At 32.1% G+C, this 21,245-nt stretch carries 17 protein-coding genes and 2 pseudogenes; 7 read left to right on the forward strand and 12 right to left on the reverse strand.

Going from position 1 to position 21,245, the window contains the following annotated elements; all coding sequences use genetic code 11:
• Positions 1 to 144: 144 nt before the first annotated feature.
• The 3 genes and pseudogenes from COE53_RS18670 to COE53_RS24435 all read left to right on the forward strand — a co-directional run.
• Positions 145 to 483 (forward strand): DUF3889 domain-containing protein, encoded by a 339-nt coding sequence (locus COE53_RS18670; RefSeq protein ID WP_098948519.1) that lies wholly within the window; start codon positions 145 to 147, stop codon positions 481 to 483.
• Positions 484 to 1,163: 680 nt separating this feature from the next.
• On the forward strand, positions 1,164 to 1,418 hold the full coding sequence (locus COE53_RS18675) for a site-specific integrase (protein WP_098948520.1): 255 nt from the start codon (positions 1,164 to 1,166) through the stop codon (positions 1,416 to 1,418).
• Positions 1,419 to 1,504: 86 nt separating this feature from the next.
• A pseudogene (locus COE53_RS24435) lies at positions 1,505 to 1,705 on the forward strand (tyrosine-type recombinase/integrase); the annotation flags it as partial.
• Between the two features lie 75 nt (positions 1,706 to 1,780).
• Here COE53_RS24435 and COE53_RS24440 read toward each other — a convergent pair.
• From COE53_RS24440 to COE53_RS18720, 8 genes are all read right to left on the reverse strand, one after another.
• Positions 1,781 to 1,942 (reverse strand): hypothetical protein, encoded by a 162-nt coding sequence (locus COE53_RS24440; protein WP_286162599.1) that lies wholly within the window; start codon positions 1,940 to 1,942, stop codon positions 1,781 to 1,783.
• 198 nt (positions 1,943 to 2,140) lie between these two features.
• Positions 2,141 to 2,440, reverse strand: coding sequence for a hypothetical protein (locus COE53_RS18685; protein WP_098233963.1), 300 nt, complete (start codon positions 2,438 to 2,440; stop codon positions 2,141 to 2,143).
• A 498-nt stretch (positions 2,441 to 2,938) separates the two neighbouring features.
• Positions 2,939 to 3,367 (reverse strand): organic hydroperoxide resistance protein, encoded by a 429-nt coding sequence (locus COE53_RS18690; protein WP_098233966.1) that lies wholly within the window; start codon positions 3,365 to 3,367, stop codon positions 2,939 to 2,941.
• A 440-nt stretch (positions 3,368 to 3,807) separates the two neighbouring features.
• Positions 3,808 to 3,993 carry a hypothetical protein gene (locus COE53_RS18695; protein ID WP_098948522.1) on the reverse strand — a complete coding sequence of 62 codons (186 nt, stop codon included), beginning with the start codon at positions 3,991 to 3,993 and terminating at the stop codon, positions 3,808 to 3,810.
• A 408-nt stretch (positions 3,994 to 4,401) separates the two neighbouring features.
• On the reverse strand, positions 4,402 to 4,716 hold the full coding sequence (locus COE53_RS18705) for an iron-sulfur cluster biosynthesis family protein (protein WP_098948523.1): 315 nt from the start codon (positions 4,714 to 4,716) through the stop codon (positions 4,402 to 4,404).
• Positions 4,717 to 4,891: 175 nt separating this feature from the next.
• A complete protein-coding gene (locus COE53_RS18710; protein WP_176525975.1) occupies positions 4,892 to 5,323 on the reverse strand; it encodes a universal stress protein in 432 nt (143 codons plus the stop codon).
• A gap of 405 nt (positions 5,324 to 5,728) precedes the next feature.
• Positions 5,729 to 6,901, reverse strand: a complete 1,173-nt coding sequence (locus COE53_RS18715; protein ID WP_098948524.1) for an MFS transporter — start codon at positions 6,899 to 6,901, stop codon at positions 5,729 to 5,731.
• Positions 6,902 to 7,405: 504 nt separating this feature from the next.
• Positions 7,406 to 7,981, reverse strand: coding sequence for a TetR/AcrR family transcriptional regulator (locus tag COE53_RS18720; RefSeq protein WP_098948525.1), 576 nt, complete (start codon positions 7,979 to 7,981; stop codon positions 7,406 to 7,408).
• A gap of 582 nt (positions 7,982 to 8,563) precedes the next feature.
• On the opposite strand from COE53_RS18720, the gene COE53_RS24510 reads away from it, so the two are divergent.
• Entirely contained in the window at positions 8,564 to 8,950 is a 387-nt protein-coding gene (locus COE53_RS24510; protein ID WP_353616545.1) for a tyrosine-type recombinase/integrase, read from the forward strand.
• 156 nt (positions 8,951 to 9,106) lie between these two features.
• Here COE53_RS24510 and wrbA read toward each other — a convergent pair whose 3' ends face one another.
• From wrbA to COE53_RS18740, 3 genes are all read right to left on the reverse strand, one after another.
• Positions 9,107 to 9,778, reverse strand: a complete 672-nt coding sequence (wrbA, locus tag COE53_RS18730; protein ID WP_098948526.1) for an NAD(P)H:quinone oxidoreductase — start codon at positions 9,776 to 9,778, stop codon at positions 9,107 to 9,109.
• A 603-nt stretch (positions 9,779 to 10,381) separates the two neighbouring features.
• Positions 10,382 to 13,924, reverse strand: a complete 3,543-nt coding sequence (locus COE53_RS18735) for a S8 family serine peptidase (RefSeq protein WP_286162596.1) — start codon at positions 13,922 to 13,924, stop codon at positions 10,382 to 10,384.
• A 1,642-nt stretch (positions 13,925 to 15,566) separates the two neighbouring features.
• Positions 15,567 to 16,541, reverse strand: a complete 975-nt coding sequence (locus COE53_RS18740; RefSeq protein ID WP_098948527.1) for an NAD(P)-dependent alcohol dehydrogenase — start codon at positions 16,539 to 16,541, stop codon at positions 15,567 to 15,569.
• Positions 16,542 to 16,743: 202 nt separating this feature from the next.
• Here COE53_RS18740 and COE53_RS18745 point away from each other — a divergent pair, with 202 nt between their 5' ends.
• Positions 16,744 to 17,463 carry a hypothetical protein gene (locus tag COE53_RS18745; protein WP_098948528.1) on the forward strand — a complete coding sequence of 240 codons (720 nt, stop codon included), beginning with the start codon at positions 16,744 to 16,746 and terminating at the stop codon, positions 17,461 to 17,463.
• Between the two features lie 778 nt (positions 17,464 to 18,241).
• On the opposite strand, the gene COE53_RS18750 is transcribed toward COE53_RS18745, so the two are convergent.
• Positions 18,242 to 18,610, reverse strand: coding sequence for a response regulator transcription factor (locus COE53_RS18750; protein WP_180242449.1), 369 nt, complete (start codon positions 18,608 to 18,610; stop codon positions 18,242 to 18,244).
• Positions 18,611 to 19,704: 1,094 nt separating this feature from the next.
• Here COE53_RS18750 and COE53_RS18755 point away from each other — a divergent pair.
• Complete coding sequence (locus COE53_RS18755) at positions 19,705 to 20,853, forward strand: CapA family protein (RefSeq protein ID WP_098948530.1); 1,149 nt, start codon at positions 19,705 to 19,707, stop codon at positions 20,851 to 20,853.
• Between the two features lie 108 nt (positions 20,854 to 20,961).
• Positions 20,962 to 21,245, forward strand: a pseudogene (locus COE53_RS18760) (hypothetical protein); the annotation flags it as partial.

Consider the following 21,245-nt stretch of genomic DNA (forward strand, 5'->3'; position numbering starts at 1 on the left):
AATACATATAGGATTACTATTTGTAAAAAATTTCTTTTTATTAGTAAAAAGCGTAAAAACTGATATAAATTGCACAAACAGGAAGCGAATAGATTGAGTAGAGAGGTCGAATAGTAAAGATAGGAGCAAAAAGGAGGAGGTATTTTGAAAAGAACATTCAGAGCCATTTTCATTTTCTCATTCTTATTTTGTATTTTTTGCAATGTAAACTCAGTTGCTGCAGAACCTGTTTATGAGCCTCCATATGCTAAATGGGGGAAAATTGCAGTTGAAAAAACAATCCAAAAATACCCACAATCGGATGTTATAGATTATTTACACATAGGAAGGGAACAAAAAACACCAACAGTCTCAGTAGAAAAATTCAAATTATGGTTAAGATTAAAAGATGGAAGCAGGGAATTCGGGGTATATGTAAATGTTGAATTTGAACCAAGAACTGAAAGGTACTTAGGAATTACATATACAGAAACAGATCGATAGGTAACCAACTTTAAAAAACATCACTTAATTCGTGATGTTTTTTATTGAGATACATATTGTGAGGGAAATCACATGAAGAGATTATAAATAGTTTGAAATATGTTTTTAAAAATAGAATATATTGAGGATTGAAAGATTGATTTTTAATGATGGAACGGTAATTGAAATCAAATAAAAATCAGTAAGTGCAATTAAAAAATAAAATGTTTGAATTGTTGTAGAAACTTACACAAATTAATTAATAAAATTTTATTTTTTTTGATGAAAATTTTTAATTTTACTCAAGTGTAATTGTTAAAATTTCTAAATAAAATTTGAGTTTTAATAAATTAGTTAATATTTAAACTGATTTGATATTTATTGATCTGAGTGTTCAAATTGATGATTTTTTCTATTTTATCTCAAAACACTAAGAATACTTGCTAATTGAGATGGATTATAGTGATTTTACCTCAACTTCCTATAATATATATTATGTAAACTAGAAAAAAGTAAAGAGTACCAATAACTCCAGGTACTCACTTCCGGTAATATTCATTATTAGGCAGTTCTCGGTATCACCTTCACAATAAGTAACGGATATTACCAATAATCTTTCAGGTCATACCAATAATTATTTGGTTCAGTACATAATTCTCGGTTGCATCCTTATAACAAAAATATTAGGAGGTATTTTGCAAATGAATATTCAACATGCCGTTGATGAGTTTTTATCTTACATTAAAATTGAGAGAAATTTATCAAACAATACTTTTATCTCATATGAGTACGATTTGCATTGTTTTGTTCAGTTTTTAAAAAATCATAGTCGATCACTTGTACTTTCGGATATTTCAAGCTCTATTGTTCGTCGTTTTATACAGGACCAAGTCATACACAATAATATTAAACCTAGAACACTACAACGCCAGCATTTCCTGTCTAAAGTCATTTAGTAATACTGTGTCAAAGATCATTTCGTAAACTTTGATTTTATGGCTGGAGTTGACTCTCCTAAATTGATATGAAATTACCTAAGTATATGAAATTAAGTGAACTTCAATTGTTCTTTAATTTTTTAGAACACGATAATCATCCTTATTCGCTGCGGAATGAAGTTATGTTTAAGTTATTGGCAACAACAGGTATGAGGAGATCAGAACTTGTTAGATTAACTTGGGAACAATTGGATTTTGAAAACAATACAATATTAATCCATGGTAAAGGAAATAAGGAACGTCTTCTCCCTCTTCACTTATTTATAATACCTTTATTTCATAAGGTTAAAAGTAATCTTTTTAACGAACATACCCATTCGTCAGAACCAGTTCAGCAAATGAATCCTACGATGAGCAAGTCGAAAAGAGACAATCGTTTCATAATTATTATAAAGATCACTTAAAAATAGAAGAGGGTCTTTTCGAAACTCATTTAAATGTCCTAAAGGTGAAAAAGAAGCCAGTCCTTTCACTTCAAGCATATCGTTTCACTCCAATCAAGAAAGTTTAGTCACAAGATATTCTTATTATATTAACGCAATAAATCATGCTATCTATAAGAATGTTTAGTAACTTATCCTTTTATAGTTAAATAAAAAACCCCTTAAAGTAGATTACTTAAAAAATCTACTTTAAGGGGCTTCAAATTATTATAAAGATTTCGCTTAACAAATTGCTTACTATCGATTTTCAAAATACACGGATAATGCATTTTTCAAATGTTCGAAGTCTCCACTAGTATGAATTAAGTAATGGTCACCTCTCACTGCAGAAGAAAAATCATTAATTCCTTGATGACTTAAAAAGTCCTCAATATCAGAAAGCTTTTCACCAGCGCTCTTTAATGTTTTATGTCCGACAAGCTCATCATTTACATACACTTCATATGTATCCTCATTTAATTTCACACTGTTCTTAGAATCTAAATCTACTCCTGAAATTGGAAATGGATAACTGTCATTAGGATTTTCAGTGCTCATTTGGATTTCCTCCATTCATTTTTTTATTACGTTTTCCTTAAAATGTAGAATTATGCTTATATTGACCTATTTGAAGCACGTTGAATGATAATATTTTATGAATAGGAAAACAATAGTGCTTAGGAAAGGAGGGATTGCAAATGTCATCTTTCGTATAATCTTTTAGCATTTTCATTCCAAGAATACGCATGTAATTTAATTCTATTTTTAGTCCATCGTTGTTGAGCTAACGCGCCAGTTAGTTAAATATGTTTAGGAATGGATCTTTACAATAAGGTTATAGCTTATCAAGTAAGCGAAAGGAACAATTTAAAATTAGTGTTAGACACACTGAATAAAGCTTGAAATGATACATTTGGAATGTATACTCTAAATTCCTATATAGTTTTCCTGTGTTCCTCAACACTGAGCTAATTAATAATTTGTACTGTAGAACTATAGTAAATGATGAAGTCTTACATTTGACTTAATTCTTTTTAAAAAAGTACTGAATCCATATTATTCAATAACCTCAAGTGTTACATCAATATTTCCTTTTGTTGCTTTTGAATATGGGCAGAATTCGTGTGCCTTATGCACAAGATTTTCTAATTTTTCTTTTTCAATTCCAGTTCCTTTTACTTGTAGCGTTACAGATATTTTAAAACCTTGATCCGCTTCATCTTTTAAGAAATTTACATTTGCAGTTACTTGTGTTTCGACTTTTATATGCTCTTTCCTAGCCACGTGCTGTAATGCACCATCAAAACAGGCGGAGTATCCAGATGCAAATAGTTGTTCCGGGTTGGTAGCGTTTGGTAACTCTTTTGCTCTTGGACTTCCTGGCATTGCGAGATCAAATTTTATCTTTCCATCACTCGATTCAACTCTGCCTTGTCTTCCTCCAGCAGCAGTTGCTGTAGATGTAAATAATGGTTGTTGATTCATTTGTTATTTTCTCCTTTTGTGTAAATTTTCATTTTTCTCTACCTATTATTTCCATCTATCTTTATTGATATCCTAATTATGGAATTCAAATTTATTAAGACAATCCCAAATCTAGAATTTGGCATCATCTAAATTGATTGACACAATTTAATGTTATTAAACTACCCAATCCACTGTATTTCGTGTCATCCTTAAGTATTGTCACTTTTGTCTTTTCCAACGGTAATAATTACATTTTGGGAACCCAAGAAACTTTAATATTTCTCGAATTGGGTTTCTTACTTAAAGTGCTTCTAATACCTTTACAATACCTGTTTTCGTTAATTTTTTGATATCCCTTTTAACTTTCCCAGTATTTCATTCTGCATCTCAAGTTGTTTAACTCTTAATTTAAGTGCTTCAATTTCCGAAAGTTCTTCTATACCTTTATTAAAAGTATCTTATTTACCAACTGGCTGATTAAATCGATGTGTATCCCCGGCTCGGTACCACCTCATACATCTTTTAATTTGTGAAACATTTTTTATTCCTAACGTTTCCATAATCTCTTTATTCGTAAAGCCATCCTCATTCATTTTTACAGCTTTCCTCTTAATATCTGAATCATAATGAACTCTTGTCCCCATAAAAAATACACCCCTTATGAAATATAGTTTAACTATACGACATAAAAGGTGTTTTTTCTTGTGTCCCACTTAGAGGGTTCACTCTATTCTATAATCAGTTGGATAAAAGTGCTTTTATGATGCTTTTATTTATTAATACGTTTTAGTAATTCAGCTTTTTCAGCTTCATAACCAGGTTTACAAAGAACTCTACAGATAGAATTGGAACATTTCCATCTACATGTGCTAAAACGGTACCTTGAAAAGCATTCTTATTGACATAATCCATTGTTTTACCAACAAGATATTTTAATCCAGAGAGTGGAACTTACCCTCTCCATTAGGATGCTAAATCACCTTCCAGGTTTTACCTCTTCAACTTATTTTCAACCTTAATATTTTATGACTACCTATGGCGCATGTTTAATACTAAACATATCTAAGGCCTATTTTATTATTAAATATTTGATTTTTATTTTTAAAGATAAATGATCCGTTTGAATAATCTATTACTAATTGATTATCATACACTTCTTCAAAGTCATTATTAACTAAAAATTCAATGTTATCTACTGTTAAAATTTTTTCATATGCGTCATTTCGTCTTTTGTTAATAACTTTCATTTCGTAAATATTATTTACTATGTCACAGCTTCCACGATCAAATGACAATTGAATAAATTGATTTTCATCCATTTTATTGCACAATACTTCCTTTGCAGAATCAGTTATTTGAAAATCCACTTATATACCCTCCTTACAATAAGGATATTGTTCTAACAAAAAACCATTATAACACTAATCATATCCATACGATTTAGCTTGCTTAATTAATTCACCATTTAAAAACTCTATAATAAAACCTGGCTTACTTCTTGTCCTTTTTCTCTTAGTACTTTGGGTAACAATCACCTCTTATTTACTTTACAATCATTACAGCACAATTCGCATGCTGGACCACTTTATGGCTTACACTTCCCAAGAGCAGTTCTGAAAAGAGGCTAAGTCCCCTGCTACCCATTACGATAAGATCGTAATCTCCCTCTTTTGCTTTCTTGCATATCATTTCTGCAGGATCTCCTATATGGTATTCGCTATCATATTGTATAGATGATCCTGAAAGGACTTGTGCGGATTCATCTAAAATCCTCCTAACTTCCTCTACTTGCAATTGTTCAATATCCACTCCGTAAGCAAATGTATTGATATTGTTGATATTGTTACTAGGAATGATATTAAGAAGCGTTATACGGGCATTTATCCCCATGTTTTGCGCCAACTTTTTTGCCGATTTCAATGCATGTTTAGAGTGTTCGGATCCGTCAACTGGAACCAAAAATCGTTCATACATATTGTTACTCCCCTTTTTATAAAATCTTATTTTTATGATTAAACCCATGACGGTGATTATCTTTTTTATTAATCAGATCTGATCCTCCGCTTTGATGAAAAAACTTGACGGTCGATTAATAACATATTTTAATTTGATGCCTTTTAATAGAATCCCTCTAAGTTTTCCATTGTATGCGCAACTTTTCCATTGATCGCGAAATCATAGAGGAGATTCTCCTATCTATAAAACCATATTTGCAGTTGCTTTAATCGTAACTAATAGCTGAAGACCCCGATTGAGAACGTTCATTCTCAATTATCCAAATAAAAATTAATGGTTTGTTTGCATTCCCCCTCTCCGTTCATTATTACATATCATCTTGAAGCTCCTTTATTTGGAACTATTGTACTATATGTCTCACGTTTAACTGGAAGTAACTTGTTTAAATCTAACTGAATACAACAATACATAAACGACAATCAAGGAAGAAAACAGATTTAGCACGACAAGAGAAATGTTTAAATTGAAAAATTGAGTAAGTGCTCCAACAAAAACTGGAGGCACAATAAACCCTATATACGCACACATCCAGAAAGCCGAAATCACACGTGGTTTCGCTTCAGGCTCAGGCAGTTGCCCTGCAAAAAATAGTGCATTTTGGAAAGTCCACCCACCACCAAGTGCTTGTATGAATATACTGATCCATAATAATGGTAAACTTGCTATAAAACCAGATGTAACAATCAACCAAGAACCAATAACTAAAAGCAAGATCCCCCATCTTATACGTGTAACCGGTTGAGAAGGTCTAGGAATAAACTGTGCGAATGCACCACCACCTAATAGAATTAAAAAGATCAAACCAGAAATAAATAAATTAGATGTTTGAATAACATTTTTCACGAAAGTAGGAATTAGAGCAAGTGCTGTTCCTTGGATCGTAAATACTGTAAAAATAGAAAGTCCAGACATCGACCAAAAGTGAGAACGTATTTTTTTTGGAACCCCAAGTGATATCCTATGTTTTGCAAGCTTTTGTTCATTTGAAACTACATCCTTTGGTAGAGATCCTAGTATGACAATCGAGATAATTAATAATCCAATTAAGATCCAAAATGGTAATCTAAGTGGTTGAATAGGGAAATATTGTAACATGAAAGCCGCTATAGCCGGTCCAAGTCCAAAGCCAACAAGTACAGTAACTCCTGAATATTTAATAGCTTTACCAATTTTTTTTTGATCTGATTGTCTAATTAGAAAAGCCACAGACGTACCAGTAAACGAACCATACGCAATTCCCTCTAAACTTCTTCCAACATATATCATCCACGCTTCTGTACTACCAATCATGAGCAAAGTTGAAACTATTGAAATCAAAATACTAATGCTAAGAACTTTTTTTAGTCCCCAAGCACTTCCTTTTGCACCCACAACAAGTAGAGTCGGTAACAGGAATGCAGCATAGATAGCAAACAAAATCGTAATTTGCAAACTGTTTAATTGATAATATTCGCTATACAGCGGAAATAATGGAGTTACAAAAGTTGCTCCACAAGACATCAATAATATAACTAATAACATTCTTTTCACATTCATTTTCCTCTCTAATACTTAATTTTAATTCTTATCTTTTTTTATCTTTTAAAAATTTTCTTACTCTATAGCCATTCGTCCCTCTTTCGAGAATGTTCATTCTCGAATGTACAAACCTCCACAACACCTCGATTATCAAAAAGGATTTACTCACGTTTTCGCAATCTCAAAATATGTCAAGAATCGCAGTTATCTAAATTCATAAAAATAAAAATTTCATGCAGAATTCATGCTCCAATAATTGTATTTTAATTAACGCTTGCTTGCGAAACTCAATACATAAAAGCTATTTATATTAGTTTCAGATACTATTAATTGTTTATTGCTATTCATCAATGCAATTATTAACTTCCTTCGACGTTTATATTTATAACACATTAAGAACGAACGGTAAAGAATTATTTATTACCGTTCGTTCTCAAATGATTATTAAAATACATAGCAACAAAAAAAGTTAACTGTCTTTAGTAAGGATTTTTCATTCACTTTAAAATTAGAAATCCGGTTCTAATCTAATACAGAGAGTGTCGTATCAATAATATTTTTAAGTTTATTTTTATCGTTAGTTGTCTTGACTAATACTCGTAAACCTACAAAAGAATTATGAATAAACTGAGATAGTTTTTCTATATCATGGTGTTTAGGAATTTCTCCTGAATCTTGTCCACGTAATAGTAATTCAAGTATAATTTTTTCTGTTTTAGAAAAATTTTGTTCAATTTTTTCCGCTACTTCTTGATCATGTAAAGTCAACTCAACTGCACTATTAATAGTCAAACAACCAACCGATTTTTCGTTATCTTGGTAAATGGCCATTTCTAATATACTTCTAATAGCATCTTTCACAGTTGATGAATTCTTAACTTGTATATCCATTTTTTTCTTCATTTTGTGATCATAATGTTCCAATGCTTTAATAAATAGTGTATGTTTGTCACCAAATGTATCATATAAACTTCTTCGGTGAATCCCCATATGAGAAACAAGATCTTGCAATGAGGTTTTTTCGTAACCTTGATACCTAAATAGTTCAGTTGCTTTTTGTAAAACTTCTTTTTCATCATATTCCTTATGTCTTGCCACGCTAGTACCTCCTTTTGAAAGATTATAGCATACTTAAAAATAAACATTGTATAATTAGTAATACACTTTTTAAAAAGGAGTTTGACAGATAAAGAATTCTAAATTCAAAATTGCGGTTTAATAAGTGTTCGTTACTTATGTTAAACGATTAAGTATTTTCTAGATTAAAAAGGCGTCTTCGTTATTTTCCATACCCTGTGAAACAGGTAATCCTTTATTGCTGACTTGGGAATTTAACTGGGTTATATTCGCTGGCACTTTTATATTCATATTAAATTTTGGAAAACCTTATTTGCTATCCTTAGGGTAGGTGCTACCTTAAAGCCTGCAAGTCTGGCACATCGGGTACGTTTTATTAATTCTTTTTTTCGGTGGGCGCATGAAGAAGGTACAATCCAAAGAAATCCTTCCTCAAAGCTAAAAGAGCCGAAGTCAGAAATTCGAATCCCTAAATTTTTAACTGAAAAAGAAATTGAACACCTTCGCGAAGCATGTCAAACTGCAAAAGAACATGCAATAATTGAATTTATGTATTCATCAGGATGTAAGATAGGTGAAATTGTGTTAATAAATTGAATAGATATAAATTGGTCTAATAGCTCCGTTGTTGTACGAGGGAAAGGTGATAAGGAAAGAAAAGTTTATTTCAATATTCGTACTGAAATTTGGATAAACAGGTATTTAATTGAGCGAAAAGATGAAGATGTCGCATTATTTGTAACAGAGAAAGCCCCTCACAGATTAAGTATCGCACAAACACGATATATCATTAAAAATGTTTCTTTACGTTTAGAGTTTAATAAAGAAATTTCCCCACATCAACTTAGACACAGTTATGCAACTCATTTAATGGATAATGGTGCTCCTCTTGAAGTTATTCAAAGTTTATTAGGTCATGTAAACAATGTGAAGACAGGCTATAGACGTAATGAAACCTACTTTAAGTATAATTTTGGGGTAGTGATTTGACAGTTTCGTTCATATCCGTTCAATAAGCAAATCGGAATTAAACATTATAAATTACAACATATGTTTTAATCACATTCCATTTAATCACTTCTTTTAATTCTTAAATGTTTGTAAAAAAAAGAGCTAACCAACTAATTGTTGATTAGCTTATCATCATTATTGAATTGCTTTTTTCACCCATTCAGCCACTGTAACGGTACGTTTTGCCTGATGTTTAACAGCTGCTTCTACATCTTCGATCATTTTACCATCTTGTCCAACTGTAACACTCGTTCCATATGGATTACCTCCAGCTCCAAATGTGACAGGATCTGTATATCCAGGAGCTGCTACTATCGCTCCCCAATGATACATAGTTGTGTAAAGAGATAAGATTGTTGCTTCTTGTCCACCGTGAGGGTTTTGTGCTGAGGTCATCGCACTGACAACCTTATTTACAAGTTTTCCACCAAACCAAAGTCCCCCAGTTGTATCAAGGAATTGTTTCATTTGTGCTGGCATGTTTCCAAATCGAGTAGGTACACTGAATATAATTGCATCTGCCCACTCTAAATCATTTAAAGTTACTTCAGGTACATGACTTGTTGCATCGACATGTGCCTTCCAACCTTCATTTCCTTCAATAACAGATTGTGGTGCAAGTTCAGGCACTTTTAATATTTTTACTTCAGCACCTGCTTCTTTTGCCCCCTCTTCCGCCCATTTTGATAATTGATAATTTGTTCCACCCATGCTGTAATAAATTACTGCTAATTTTACGTTTGTCATTTTTTCTGTCTCCTTATCAGATGAATTTCCATTTCCTAATAATTTGGATAAGAAACCCATTTTAATACACCACCTATTATTTCTTGCTATTTAAATCTACATACATTATTTCTTACTATCTGAATTTACATACATTTTTACGCAGCTCTTTTTATCCCATTGGTATCTTTTTGAAAAATCAATTGACTAACTGATAATACTTACTTCCAGTGACTGCTCTATTTCAGGTCAGGTTAGTCGAATAAGAAAAAAGACCGCCGAAGCAGTCGAACGTAATTGAACTAACGCTCTCGTTAGCCAACCATGAACCTTTAGATTCACAACAGTGAATGGAAGTTTTTATTGTACTCCCATGGTAGTTTAATTACGATTAACTAAATTTGAATACTTATTTAATTAATAAGTTTTAAATGTCTCTGATTCAATTCCCATAAAGCTGTTTTATTGTTATCCCATTTTAAACCAAATGGTAAGAAGAAAATTGCTAGAATGTATGGAAATTATCAAAAAAATTCGAATGAACTATCTGGTTTCTGTAATGGCCTAAGTGTATTAATTCGATCTATTAATCTATGTGATATTAGAATAAGTAAGAATTAAATTTTATTAGAGAATAATAAAAAAATGCCAGCCCATGGAATATGAGAATGGCATTTTTTATTACTATTTTTGTAATACAGTAACAGTTTGTGGGGTTGTCGTTACTTTAAAGCCTTGTTTATTTACAACGTCTGCTGAAACAAAATACTTACCATTTGGAACATCTAATTCAGGGGTCCACTTTATATGGATTTCGTTTTCATTTTCAACTACAAAAGAATCAATTACTTTTCCATTTATATCTTTTATATTGATTGTCCAATTTACATTATTATTAGCAAATCCATCGATTCCAGCAGGTATGCTTGCACTAATATCTTCATTTGGCCATACACTAAAGTAGCTAACTAGCATTTCTTCATTAATATATGAAGGGTCTCCCCACACTGAATATCCATGATTATAAGCATAATCAGAGCCCAATACGACAACGCTTTTTGGTTCTTCATTCACAAGGACTGATGTCTGTCCAATCTGTAATGGCTTATATTTACCGTTATACCAAATAATTCCAACTTTAAATCCACTACCATTTTCATTGTCTACTGCTTTGAAAGAGATTTCATATTGTCCATCTTTCGGTTGTACTTTAATATCCGAAACGACTGGAGCAACAGAATCTACTTGAATAGGCAGTTTTACAACTTGTGGTTTAGCATTCCTATAATCTAGAGTTGTTTTTATTACATAGTTATAATTACCATCTTTGACTACCTGGTCATTTTGGTCTTTTACATCCCACAAATAACCACCATTTAAATAGTTACCATAAGACATAATATTTTTACGGAATTTCCATGGCTTTCCAGTGTATTCACTAAAGTCGCCAAGATATTGAATCATTTCACCATTTTCATTCTCAACATACATTTCAGTTTTTTGTAAGTTTCTTAGTGTCGTAAAAGTTGAGAAAACATTTTTAAAGGCAGCATTCGGAGAAATAACCATTCGACTTTTGTTAAATGTTCCTGTTTTCGGATCATAACCTAGTGGGAATGTACCTTCTGAACCTGGTTCATCATTCCAAAGAGCTGTGTAACCTAAGAAAGCATCTTTATCCCATGCCACAGGGTCAATATTATGTGGTTGATCCCATTTTCCGTAGTAGCCCATATATGGTACAGAAATTGGAACAGCTAAATCTGCGTTTTGACCTGTGGGAACTAGTCGTACATATCCCTCAACAAAAATTCCCTTCTTTAAATTGGAAGGTAATTCAACTTGAATATCGAGATTCTTGTTTTGTCCTGTCTTAATTTTTAATATCTTTCCTTGAGAGTTAGATACTTTTTCTCCATTCACAGAAGCTAAAGCACCCAGTATTCGCTCACTTTTTAACGTTAAATACTCTTTTGAATCCAATGTACCATCATTGTCTAAGTCAAATTCTTTCTTTTCTTTGCCGTCTGTTAGTACATCTACATAAACTTTGTATTCAAATTCTTCTTTATCTTTTCCTTTTACTTTATTATTTTGAAGTGCTTCTATATTCAATTTAAAATTGACTTTATTCCCATTAAACTCTTTTAATGCAACTGATCCTGCTTGTTCTAGAGGAGTTTTTTCTCTCGTTACGAGTATAGGTGTTTTAATTGCATTTTGTATTTGCATCAATCCAGACCCTTGAATTCGTGGAGAGTAAGGAGCTTCAGTATTTGTCCGTGGATCTTCTATAATTTTAGATGTGTTCATTAAAGCAATTTTAGCTTTTAAAACTGTTTCCTTTGAATGTGCTAAACCTTTTTCATATAAGGATTGTAATAAAAGTGCAGACCCACCTGCTACATGTGGAGTTGCCATTGATGTTCCACTCATAACCTCATACTCATTGCCTGGAACAGTTGAATAAATATTACCGCCTGGTGCTGATAACTCAGGTTTAAAGTCTAATGTATGTGGAGTTCCGTAAGATGAGAAATATGACATTGTATCTTTACTTGGATTATCAATATAAATTCCTTTTGATAATTTCATTTTAACGATATATCCGCTTGTTAACTTAGAAATTAACGAATTACCGATTGCTTTGCTTGTTGTTGCCGCAGGAGTAAAATAAGGACTAAAGTCTGTAATTGGATAGTCAACATCTGTATTCGACGGTACTAAAATAACAGCTTTAGCACCTTTCCTACTTGCTTCGTATTGAATATAACTGTATGATCCGTATATTTGGTTTGGTTTAGCAATAACAATTTTACCTGTGACATCTTTATTATTAAAATCTTCAGTTCTACCTTCACCTACATAAATCATCTCGTAACTTTCAAATGGAGATAATACTTTAGATAGCTTAAAGTTAAACTGAGTTTGATCTTGATATGGAAGCTGAAGTCCATTTTCTTCTACAAGTGTGTTCATATGTATTTTCGAATTTTCATATGAAGCAACTGAAATTGCATATGGACTTACACCTGGTTCACTCACTGTACCAATATCTGGATTTTCGGCATAGGGTTGTAAAGAAGATTGTATTAGATCATTTTTAGTGCTGTAAGCAGAGTTCCCACCAGCAACTACTACAAGTGTGCCATGTTCTGTTGCTACGTGGATTGCCTTCTGAATCGGATCGTTGTCCTCACCAACAAATCCAGCATCAGTTCCTAAACTCATGTTAATAACATCTGCTCCCATAGTTACTGCGTGCTCAATACCAGCGATAATGTCATCCTCATATGCTCCTTCGCCATTATCAGAAAACACTTTTTCAGCTAAAAGTTGCACGCCCGGCGCAATTCCTTGTACGCCATCATTTGATTCGTCACCATTTGCTCCTACTATACCTGCTACATGTGTACCGTGTGGGCTTCCATATTGACCATGAGGTATTACATCAGTATCATCATCCGCCCAATCATAACCTGTAGGTACTTTGTCACTGTACCATTTCTCATTTACTTCAGTTTCAGCGAACTTATTTTGGATATTTGATTCTGTCCATTTTTCCTTTTTTTTACCTTTTTCACTAAGTGTCATATCTCTATGAGTATAATCAATTCCGGAATCTATAACCCCAACTAGTAACCCTTCACCTTTATAACCAAATTGCTGCCATACATTTTGAGCTTGTACCAATTCTTTGCTTGCACCCATTGATGGTTCAAAAGTTCTTGCAATATGTACATTTGCAACCCCAGGTGTATTTTGTATTTCTTTAACCTTACGAAATTCTGTTTCAACACTAAACCCATTAAAGCCTTCAAAGAAACGATTTTTCACCTTGGAAGCTGATCTTTGCTTTGAAATTTTTGTTATTACGTCATCTTGCTTTTGCTTTTGTTGCTTCTTTTTTTCTTTAGGAGAAATATCAATAGATTCTGGTTGTTCTACTTCAACTATTAATCGTACTTTTTCATTTGGGTTATAAGCTTTAACAATACCATGTTCACTTAAATTCTTATAACCTAGTTCATCTACTTGATTCTCATTTAAATGCTTCTCTTCATCTAAGAAAATTTTTTGACCTTGTTTTACAATGTCCTCAATACTTGTAGCTGGAACCATGTTACTTTCTGTTTCTTCTGCAAAACCCGTTGATGTTAACAACAATGCTGCTAAAGTTGTAGTAGTAATTACTTTGTAAGGAAAACCTTTTTTCTTCCTCATCATCCACTTTCCTCCTCTTAGCTCATCTTGACATTTGACTTAAAACATGTGCATCTTTAGTAATATTTCTTCAACCTTTAAAACAGTAGTTCCAAGATTGAATTGTACATGTGTAGACCCTGCTTTCAATGCAGTTAACACTCACTAGCAACTGTTACAAATTACTATTCTAGTGAAGTACATTTTCCTTCTGCTGTAACATCAGCTTTGGAACTATCCTTATACTGTGTTTCAACCTTTAAATTGAGTGTCTATTGAGAATGGGAGAGAGTGAGACTGGTGATTCACATGGGTGGGTTCTTTGTAGCATTTAGTGACTTTTTAATTGAGTCAAAAACCAAACAACTAAATAGAAGAAATGAATAAGGTTAGAACGTGTGCTAATTAAGTAATTCGTTTTGTCATCTTTGTTCTCATTTGTTAGCCTCTATATTTTTTTAATATTGATCAACCTGTAAATACTGGCTGATAATATCAACAGAACGAATCATTAACTTAGTATTTGCTGCTGTTTGTTTCTATTTTTCAGATAATCTAATTTTTTCTTATACATTTCCTCTAACATAAATTGCATTTAGGATAGTGGAATTAAACCATTAAAAAAACAGAAAAATTCAGACTATTCAAAATGTTAAGGTTATTATATGGTAATATTTTTTTTTAGTAAATGACATTCTCGTTATCATAATGATACATTTCAGTTATCAATAAAGAAGAATGAGGCAAGATTATAGGAGGAAAATCAATATAAGTCTATGTTTTTAAGTTTCTTTGTTGACAAAATAATTTAATTTGTAAAATGGTATAGTAACTTGAATAGTTAGCTACTTAATAAAAAATAGATAAATTGTCACATTTTGAAAACACGATAGATACATTCAATTTCTTGATCGTTGATTCTACTACACCCCTTAGCCTTACACTGTAAGAAAACCATTTTTCTTCCTCATCCTCCACTTTCCTCCTAAAATAGTAATAGAATTTCATAATGATAGAATCCTGGTGATATCCCTTTTAATACGCCATTTTCAAAATTCGATACTGATCTCTTAATTCCTACTTAACTAACTTAATTAAGTTTTCCATCTAGTCATGCTATAAAGCCCTTTCAAAGAAATAGGACGCTGTTCTACTTTATTTATGTAGGTAATTTTATTCGAAGATAAAATGAGGAACACAATTTTATTTGCTTTCTGAACGCCTTGACAATTTTTATCCAATATTGAATCGTATTTTCTAATCCTCCTTTAAGTAAAACCACGAAACTGGTCTTAATAGAGTATGTTCTCTATCTCTGTGATTTCTTTCTTTTTACTCATTTATTTTGTTTAAAAGTTGATTTTTAACTGGTATATAAAAGTAGAGTTTCAGCTTTTCAAATTACTATTTTAGTGCGTAAATACTTCAATCGATTCCCTAGCTGAGCGACCGATTGAAAAAAGAAAAAAGGAACTTCACATGAAATGAAGTTCCTTTTTACTTATGTAACTATCGCGCCAGTTAATCGTAATGAAACCTACTTTAAGTATAATTTTGGGGTAGTGGTTTGACAGTTTCGTTCATATCAGTTCAATAAGAAATAAGTATTATAAAAATACATAATATACTAAATTGAAAGCACATATAATCTAAAATTTATATAGTATCAAATATGTTCTACACAGATGATAACCTTGCCCTTGGCGTGTCCTTCTCCAAGATACCGGATAGCTTCTGCCACCTGACTTAACGAATATCGTCTATCTATAACTGGTACTAATTTATCTGCCACAAAAAGTTCCATTAAAAAATTTTGATCAGTTTTGTTTGGTTTATGAACAAGAATAGACATATTCTTACTCTCGGTTTTAGAAATCAAGGGTCCAAGGAACAGAAGTTGAAACATTAGAGTCAAGGAACCTCCGACCATAACATATGTACCCTTAGGATTTAATAAACGCTTGTAATCGAAAATCGACCGATTTCCTACAACATCGAGAATCAGATCATAAAACTGGTCGTTTTGGGTGAAATCTTCTTGAGTATAATCAATAACATGATCTGCACCAATGGATTTTAGGGTATCCAATTTCCTCGTACTGTCCACACATGTTACTTCAGCACCGTATAATTTGGCAATTTGCAATGCAAACGTACCAACACCTCCACCAGCACCATTAATTAAAACCTTTTGTGCATCCTGAATCCGTCCTTTATCACGAAGCCCCTGCAAGGCCAGGACTGCTGCTTGTGGAATGGCAGCTGCTTCCTCGAATGTCATATTAGCTGGTTTCAACGTCAATGCATCTTCACGAACGCATACATATTCCGCAAATCCTCCCCAACCACACCAGGAAATGTCTCCGAATACCTCATCTCCTTCAAAGAGGTGTTTTACATCTTTGCCAACTGCTTCAACCCTCCCTGCTATATCAGCACCGAGTATTTTATATTTTGGTTTTAGTAGTCCCCCAAGCCGAGCCAGGAATGGTTTACCTCTCATGAGATCCCAGTCCCAAGAATTTACAGATACAGCATAAACTTTTACCAATACTTCATTGTTTTTTAAAGCAGGTATTTCGACTTCTTTTAAATTAAGAACGTTAGTTGTTCCATATTTATTGTATACCATCGCTTTCATTAAGTGTTCTCCTTTACATTTAAGTTTGGTAAAAAATAAAAAATTTTATGAATACCAATTCTAAAATATATGTTGAACATTATATTATTTCTCCTTTATTTTGTTAATTCCTTATTCAACTATCCTGAAAATAAACTTCTAAACTTTGAATAAACGGCAATACTTAAATAGACGTAACTCAATCCGTAACAAGGAGTAACATATGAACGAATTGTTGATACAAGTAATAGAAGCGCATGGTGGGTTAAACCGTTGGGAAAAATATAATTCATTAACTGCCACGATCGTCACCGGTGGTAGTTTATGGGCATTGAAAGGGCTCGTTCAAGACTCTAATCCTCGTGAGATGACAGTTGAGCTTCACTCTGAAGTCGCATCTCTCACTCCCTTCGGTCAACCGGATTGGCGGACTTCCTTCAGCCCCGATCGTATTGCGATTGAAACCCTGTCCGGGGAAGTCATTCGCGAGCAGGACGATCCTAGGACCTCGTTTGCGAATCATACGATGAACACACCATGGAATCCACTTCATCGAGCCTATTTCAATGGATACGCAATGTGGACATACCTGACTACACCTTTTTTCATGATGATGCCGGGGTTTGAGGTCAGCGAAATCCCATCCTGGCAAGAAGGCAATGAGACTTGGCGAGGATTGCGTGTAAGGTTTCCCAATAACATTGCTAGTCACAGTAAGGAGCAGGACTTCTATTTTGACGCTGATTTACAACTGCGCAGACACGACTATCATGTTGATGTCGCAGGCAGCTTTCCGGCGGCGCAATATATCGACGACTACATCGAGGTTGAAGGCTTTCATTATCCTACAAAACGCCGCGCTTATTTACGCGGACCCAATATGGAACCAGTTCGCGATATGCTGTTCGTTGCGATCGATATAAGCAACATCCGGTTTAGTTGACTAGATCATATAATTTCTTATATCACAAAAAAGGTGGAGCAGTAAGCTTCACCCTTTTTTATTGATACCGTTCAAACAAATCCAAAATGGTGACTTCCAGTAAATCCGATTTATTCACCCGTTTTGCTTGGCAAACTGATCAAGCTGCATCGCTATGTCATCGTCATTCACAATAGTTTTCCTGGTTCCCCATTTCCAATCACCTATTACTTTTTCTTATATTCTATGTTTTTTTAGTAATTCCTTGTTCAACTATACTGCCATTTAACACAATAAAAAATAGACTGCCGTAGCAGCCTATCATTATACAACTAACGCGCTCGTTAGCCATCCATGAGTCAGAGTATTCACAACAGTGAATGGGAGTTTTAAATCGTACTCCCATAGTAGTTGAAATAAGATTATTAGGTTTTAATCTAATTCACCGATAAACCAAATCTCACCTTCATGTGTTACTTCTATTTCCTCTGTATCTCCTACATAGTCAGAAATAATTTCAGTGCTCCAAAAGAAATTATATACAAGCAACAATCATGTGAAAATCTACAAATCTATCTTTTGGTGCAGCCTTGAATTTGAATATCGACTGTTCGAGTTCCACCATGTATTCAATTCTTTATACTAAAACAAGTAATTCATCACGACGGTAAATGCAGTCAGTAATAATATTAAATCAAACTTCTTTTGGTGTAAATTCAATTAACTTCTCACAATATTTTCTTTTCGCCAAAATTAATTCAATTCATTAATTATCACATTGTTTTTTTATTTACTTCATTTACTTTTTTAGTCTTTGTAATAGTAAGCTTGTTCTTGCAAGTAGATCTCTAATATCAAAAGGCTTTGTTATATAATCATCAGCACCAAACTCTAATCCTAATAACCGATCTATAATGTCATTCCTAACGGTTAGTAAAATAATGCCTATGCAATTTTTACTTCCAACTTGTTTGCATAAATCTAAACCATTCATTACAGGCATCACAATATCGGAAATCATAATTTCTGGTTGAAAAACAGAAATTTTCTCGAGTGCCTCTTTGCCATTAAATGCAGTTTCTACATTATATCCTTCCCTTCGAAAAGCATATGCTAAGGATTCTACTATACTTTTTTCATCATCTACAATTAATATTTTCTCATTCATTGACTCACCTAAATTCATTGTTAATTTATTACTTATATTAAATATTGTTTTAATATAAATAAAAATTAATAGAAGTAAATCTCACTTTCTTTTTAGATCAATTAAGTTATATTTGCATAACATTGTTTCTTTATAAGAAACAACTGCCCAGTAAAAAAAGTGAGATTGTTGATATTGTATTGTCATTTTCAATAATTTAAATTACTCCTTTCTTCTTGATGGTTTAATAATATTGAATTATTATTTCAAATTTAACCATCAGTTGTTTCTAAGTTGTAAACTTTCGTAAAATTCTAAAAAGCTAAACCACTAAAGTGATGACCTATTAAAAATATAATATTTCACTAGATCTTTTATAGGATTTGTTTAATGTACGTGAAATTTCTCACCTGAAATATTTTTCGTTTATTTTATCTATCGTACAAAAGTAAACATAACTAATTAACCTGGCCTATAAACATCGTAAACAGGTTTAACTCCAACTAGTTTTATCAGACCTATTAAAAACTAACTTTGTCAAAAATCACATGTATTACTCCCTAATATCTTTTAATAAAAATCAATTTCTTCTTTAGTCCAAGTAACACCTTTTATGTATATCAAATAGACTTCCTAAGACTTCAAACCATATCTTCAAAAATTCTAAATATTCTCATAGTTCTACAAGTTACTCTTTTAAAACTCGATTTATTAAGTAATCGACAAAAATAATATATCTTAATATACTTCCAATGATTTTAAGAAAAACTTATTCGTTCTAACTTAAAAAATTATTAATAGATGCTTCCGATGAAAAATGCTCATTTTTTTTTATTTACAACTTAGATACAAGTTGTGTCTAAATTCGAAACATCCAAACCTTATTATTCTTTTATAAGGTTTCAAAGGGAGATGAATTTAAATCATATGTAATAGGAGTTGGTATAGATTATCAAATTTATAGTAACTAAATTTAATTATAAATACATGTAAATCTTTAATAATAAGACTACTAAAAAAAATCTCTTATAACATTATTTATGAAAATTCATAACAATGAAAAAAGGATTTATAGGGTTATATATTTAGCAGTAATAGTATAGGGAGATAAAAAAATGAGTCAGAAACGGAAAAAAACTTCTAGAAGAAAAATACGAATAAAAAGAATCTTTTCTCTTCTTATTTTTTTACTAATTTTATTTGTTTGTAAAAATGTTTATTCAATAACATTTGGTAATGAATTTAAAAATGAGGAAAATCCTCAAAAAAATGTACACAAACCATTTAAACATACAAATACAATTAAAGCACTACCTCAAAAACCAATAGAGGAAACCATTAAATTAAGTGCTGCTGGCGACTTTACACTTGGTACTGATGAAAGTTTCAATTATTCTGATTCATTTGTAGATGAAGCGAAAAGAAATGGTTTACATTTTTTTGTTGATAGATTAAATAATATTTTTAATGAAGACGATTTTACTACTGTAAATTTGGAAACTACATTGACAAATGCCACAGAAAAAGCAGTTAAAAAATATAAATTTAAGGGAGATCCATCTTATGCCAATATTCTAAAATATGGCGGAATAGATGCAGTAAATCTCGCAAACAACCATAGTCATGATTATTTAAAAAAAGGTTATGATGACACTATTAGTAACTTAAAAAAATACAAGATAGGTTATTTTGGATATTCAAATCACTATTTAACAACTGTTAAGGGGATAAAAATAGGAGCACTAGGATATGAAGGTTGGAATGATACTCCTGAATTAAGAGTTAAAATTGCTAATGATATAGGTGAATTACGAAATGCTGGTGCAAAAGTAATTTTAATCCATTTTCATTGGGGTATAGAGCGAGAGTATGTACCTAATAATACTCAAAAAAGCTTGGCTCACTACGCGGTTGATCACGGAGCAGATTTAATACTTGGGCACCATCCTCATGTACTTCAGGGAATTGAAGAATATAATGGAAAATTTATTGTCTATAGTTTAGGTAACTTTATGTTTGGTGGGAATCGAAATCCTAGTGATAAAGATACAATTGTTTTTCAGCAAACTTTTCACTTTCAAAATGGAAAATTGACAAATGAAAAAGAGTTGAAAGTGATACCCTTTTCTATATCCTCTGTTTCTTCAAGAAACAACTATCAGCCAAAGTTATTAGATGGCCCAGAAAAAGATAGAGTTAAAAATAAAGTCATTGATATTTCCGAAAAAATTTCAGGAAATAGTTGGACTATGTACGAAAAATAACTTTTTATCTTTCTTTAAATGAACACGAATTTCAAAAATGAAATCAAATATTTGACACATTCATTCATTAACAACTAGACATACCAACATGTGGGGGTACTTACTTTTATGAAATATTTAGTTCTTTCAATTTTAATTATCTTTGGATTATCTTTAAACGGTTGTAGTAACCAAAATCATCATCACAATGATTCTAGTCCTAAAAAAGAATATCACCAAACAAATAAAGAAAATACTAATAATCAGATGAACAAAACAAACAATGAAAATGCTAATAATCAGAATAACAAAACAACAGATGTACCTAAAAATGTTATATATAGAACGAAACAAAGTAATGCAATTAGAACTGTTTCACACCCTGATGTCATTACAGTTTTAGTAAACAAAAA

The organism is Bacillus sp. AFS029533 (genome assembly GCF_002585125.1).
Classification (GTDB): Bacteria; Bacillota; Bacilli; order Bacillales; family Bacillaceae_G; genus Gottfriedia; species Gottfriedia luciferensis_B.

Coding starts and splice junctions, on each gene's coding strand:
- COE53_RS18675 (WP_098948520.1), top strand. CDS start 1,164: ATGAATATTCAACATGCCGTTGATGAGTTTTTATCTTACATTAAAATT.
- COE53_RS24440 (WP_286162599.1), bottom strand. CDS start 1,942: ATGCTTGAAGTGAAAGGACTGGCTTCTTTTTCACCTTTAGGACATTTA.
- COE53_RS18685 (WP_098233963.1), bottom strand. CDS start 2,440: ATGAGCACTGAAAATCCTAATGACAGTTATCCATTTCCAATTTCAGGA.
- COE53_RS18690 (WP_098233966.1), bottom strand. CDS start 3,367: ATGAATCAACAACCATTATTTACATCTACAGCAACTGCTGCTGGAGGA.
- COE53_RS18695 (WP_098948522.1), bottom strand. CDS start 3,993: ATGGGGACAAGAGTTCATTATGATTCAGATATTAAGAGGAAAGCTGTA.
- COE53_RS18710 (WP_176525975.1), bottom strand. CDS start 5,323: ATGTATGAACGATTTTTGGTTCCAGTTGACGGATCCGAACACTCTAAA.
- COE53_RS18715 (WP_098948524.1), bottom strand. CDS start 6,901: ATGAATGTGAAAAGAATGTTATTAGTTATATTATTGATGTCTTGTGGA.
- wrbA (WP_098948526.1), bottom strand. CDS start 9,778: ATGGGTTTCTTATCCAAATTATTAGGAAATGGAAATTCATCTGATAAG.
- COE53_RS18735 (WP_286162596.1), bottom strand. CDS start 13,924: ATGATGAGGAAGAAAAAAGGTTTTCCTTACAAAGTAATTACTACTACA.
- COE53_RS18740 (WP_098948527.1), bottom strand. CDS start 16,541: ATGAAAGCGATGGTATACAATAAATATGGAACAACTAACGTTCTTAAT.
- COE53_RS18745 (WP_098948528.1), top strand. CDS start 16,744: ATGAACGAATTGTTGATACAAGTAATAGAAGCGCATGGTGGGTTAAAC.
- COE53_RS18750 (WP_180242449.1), bottom strand. CDS start 18,610: ATGAATGAGAAAATATTAATTGTAGATGATGAAAAAAGTATAGTAGAA.
- COE53_RS18755 (WP_098948530.1), top strand. CDS start 19,705: ATGAGTCAGAAACGGAAAAAAACTTCTAGAAGAAAAATACGAATAAAA.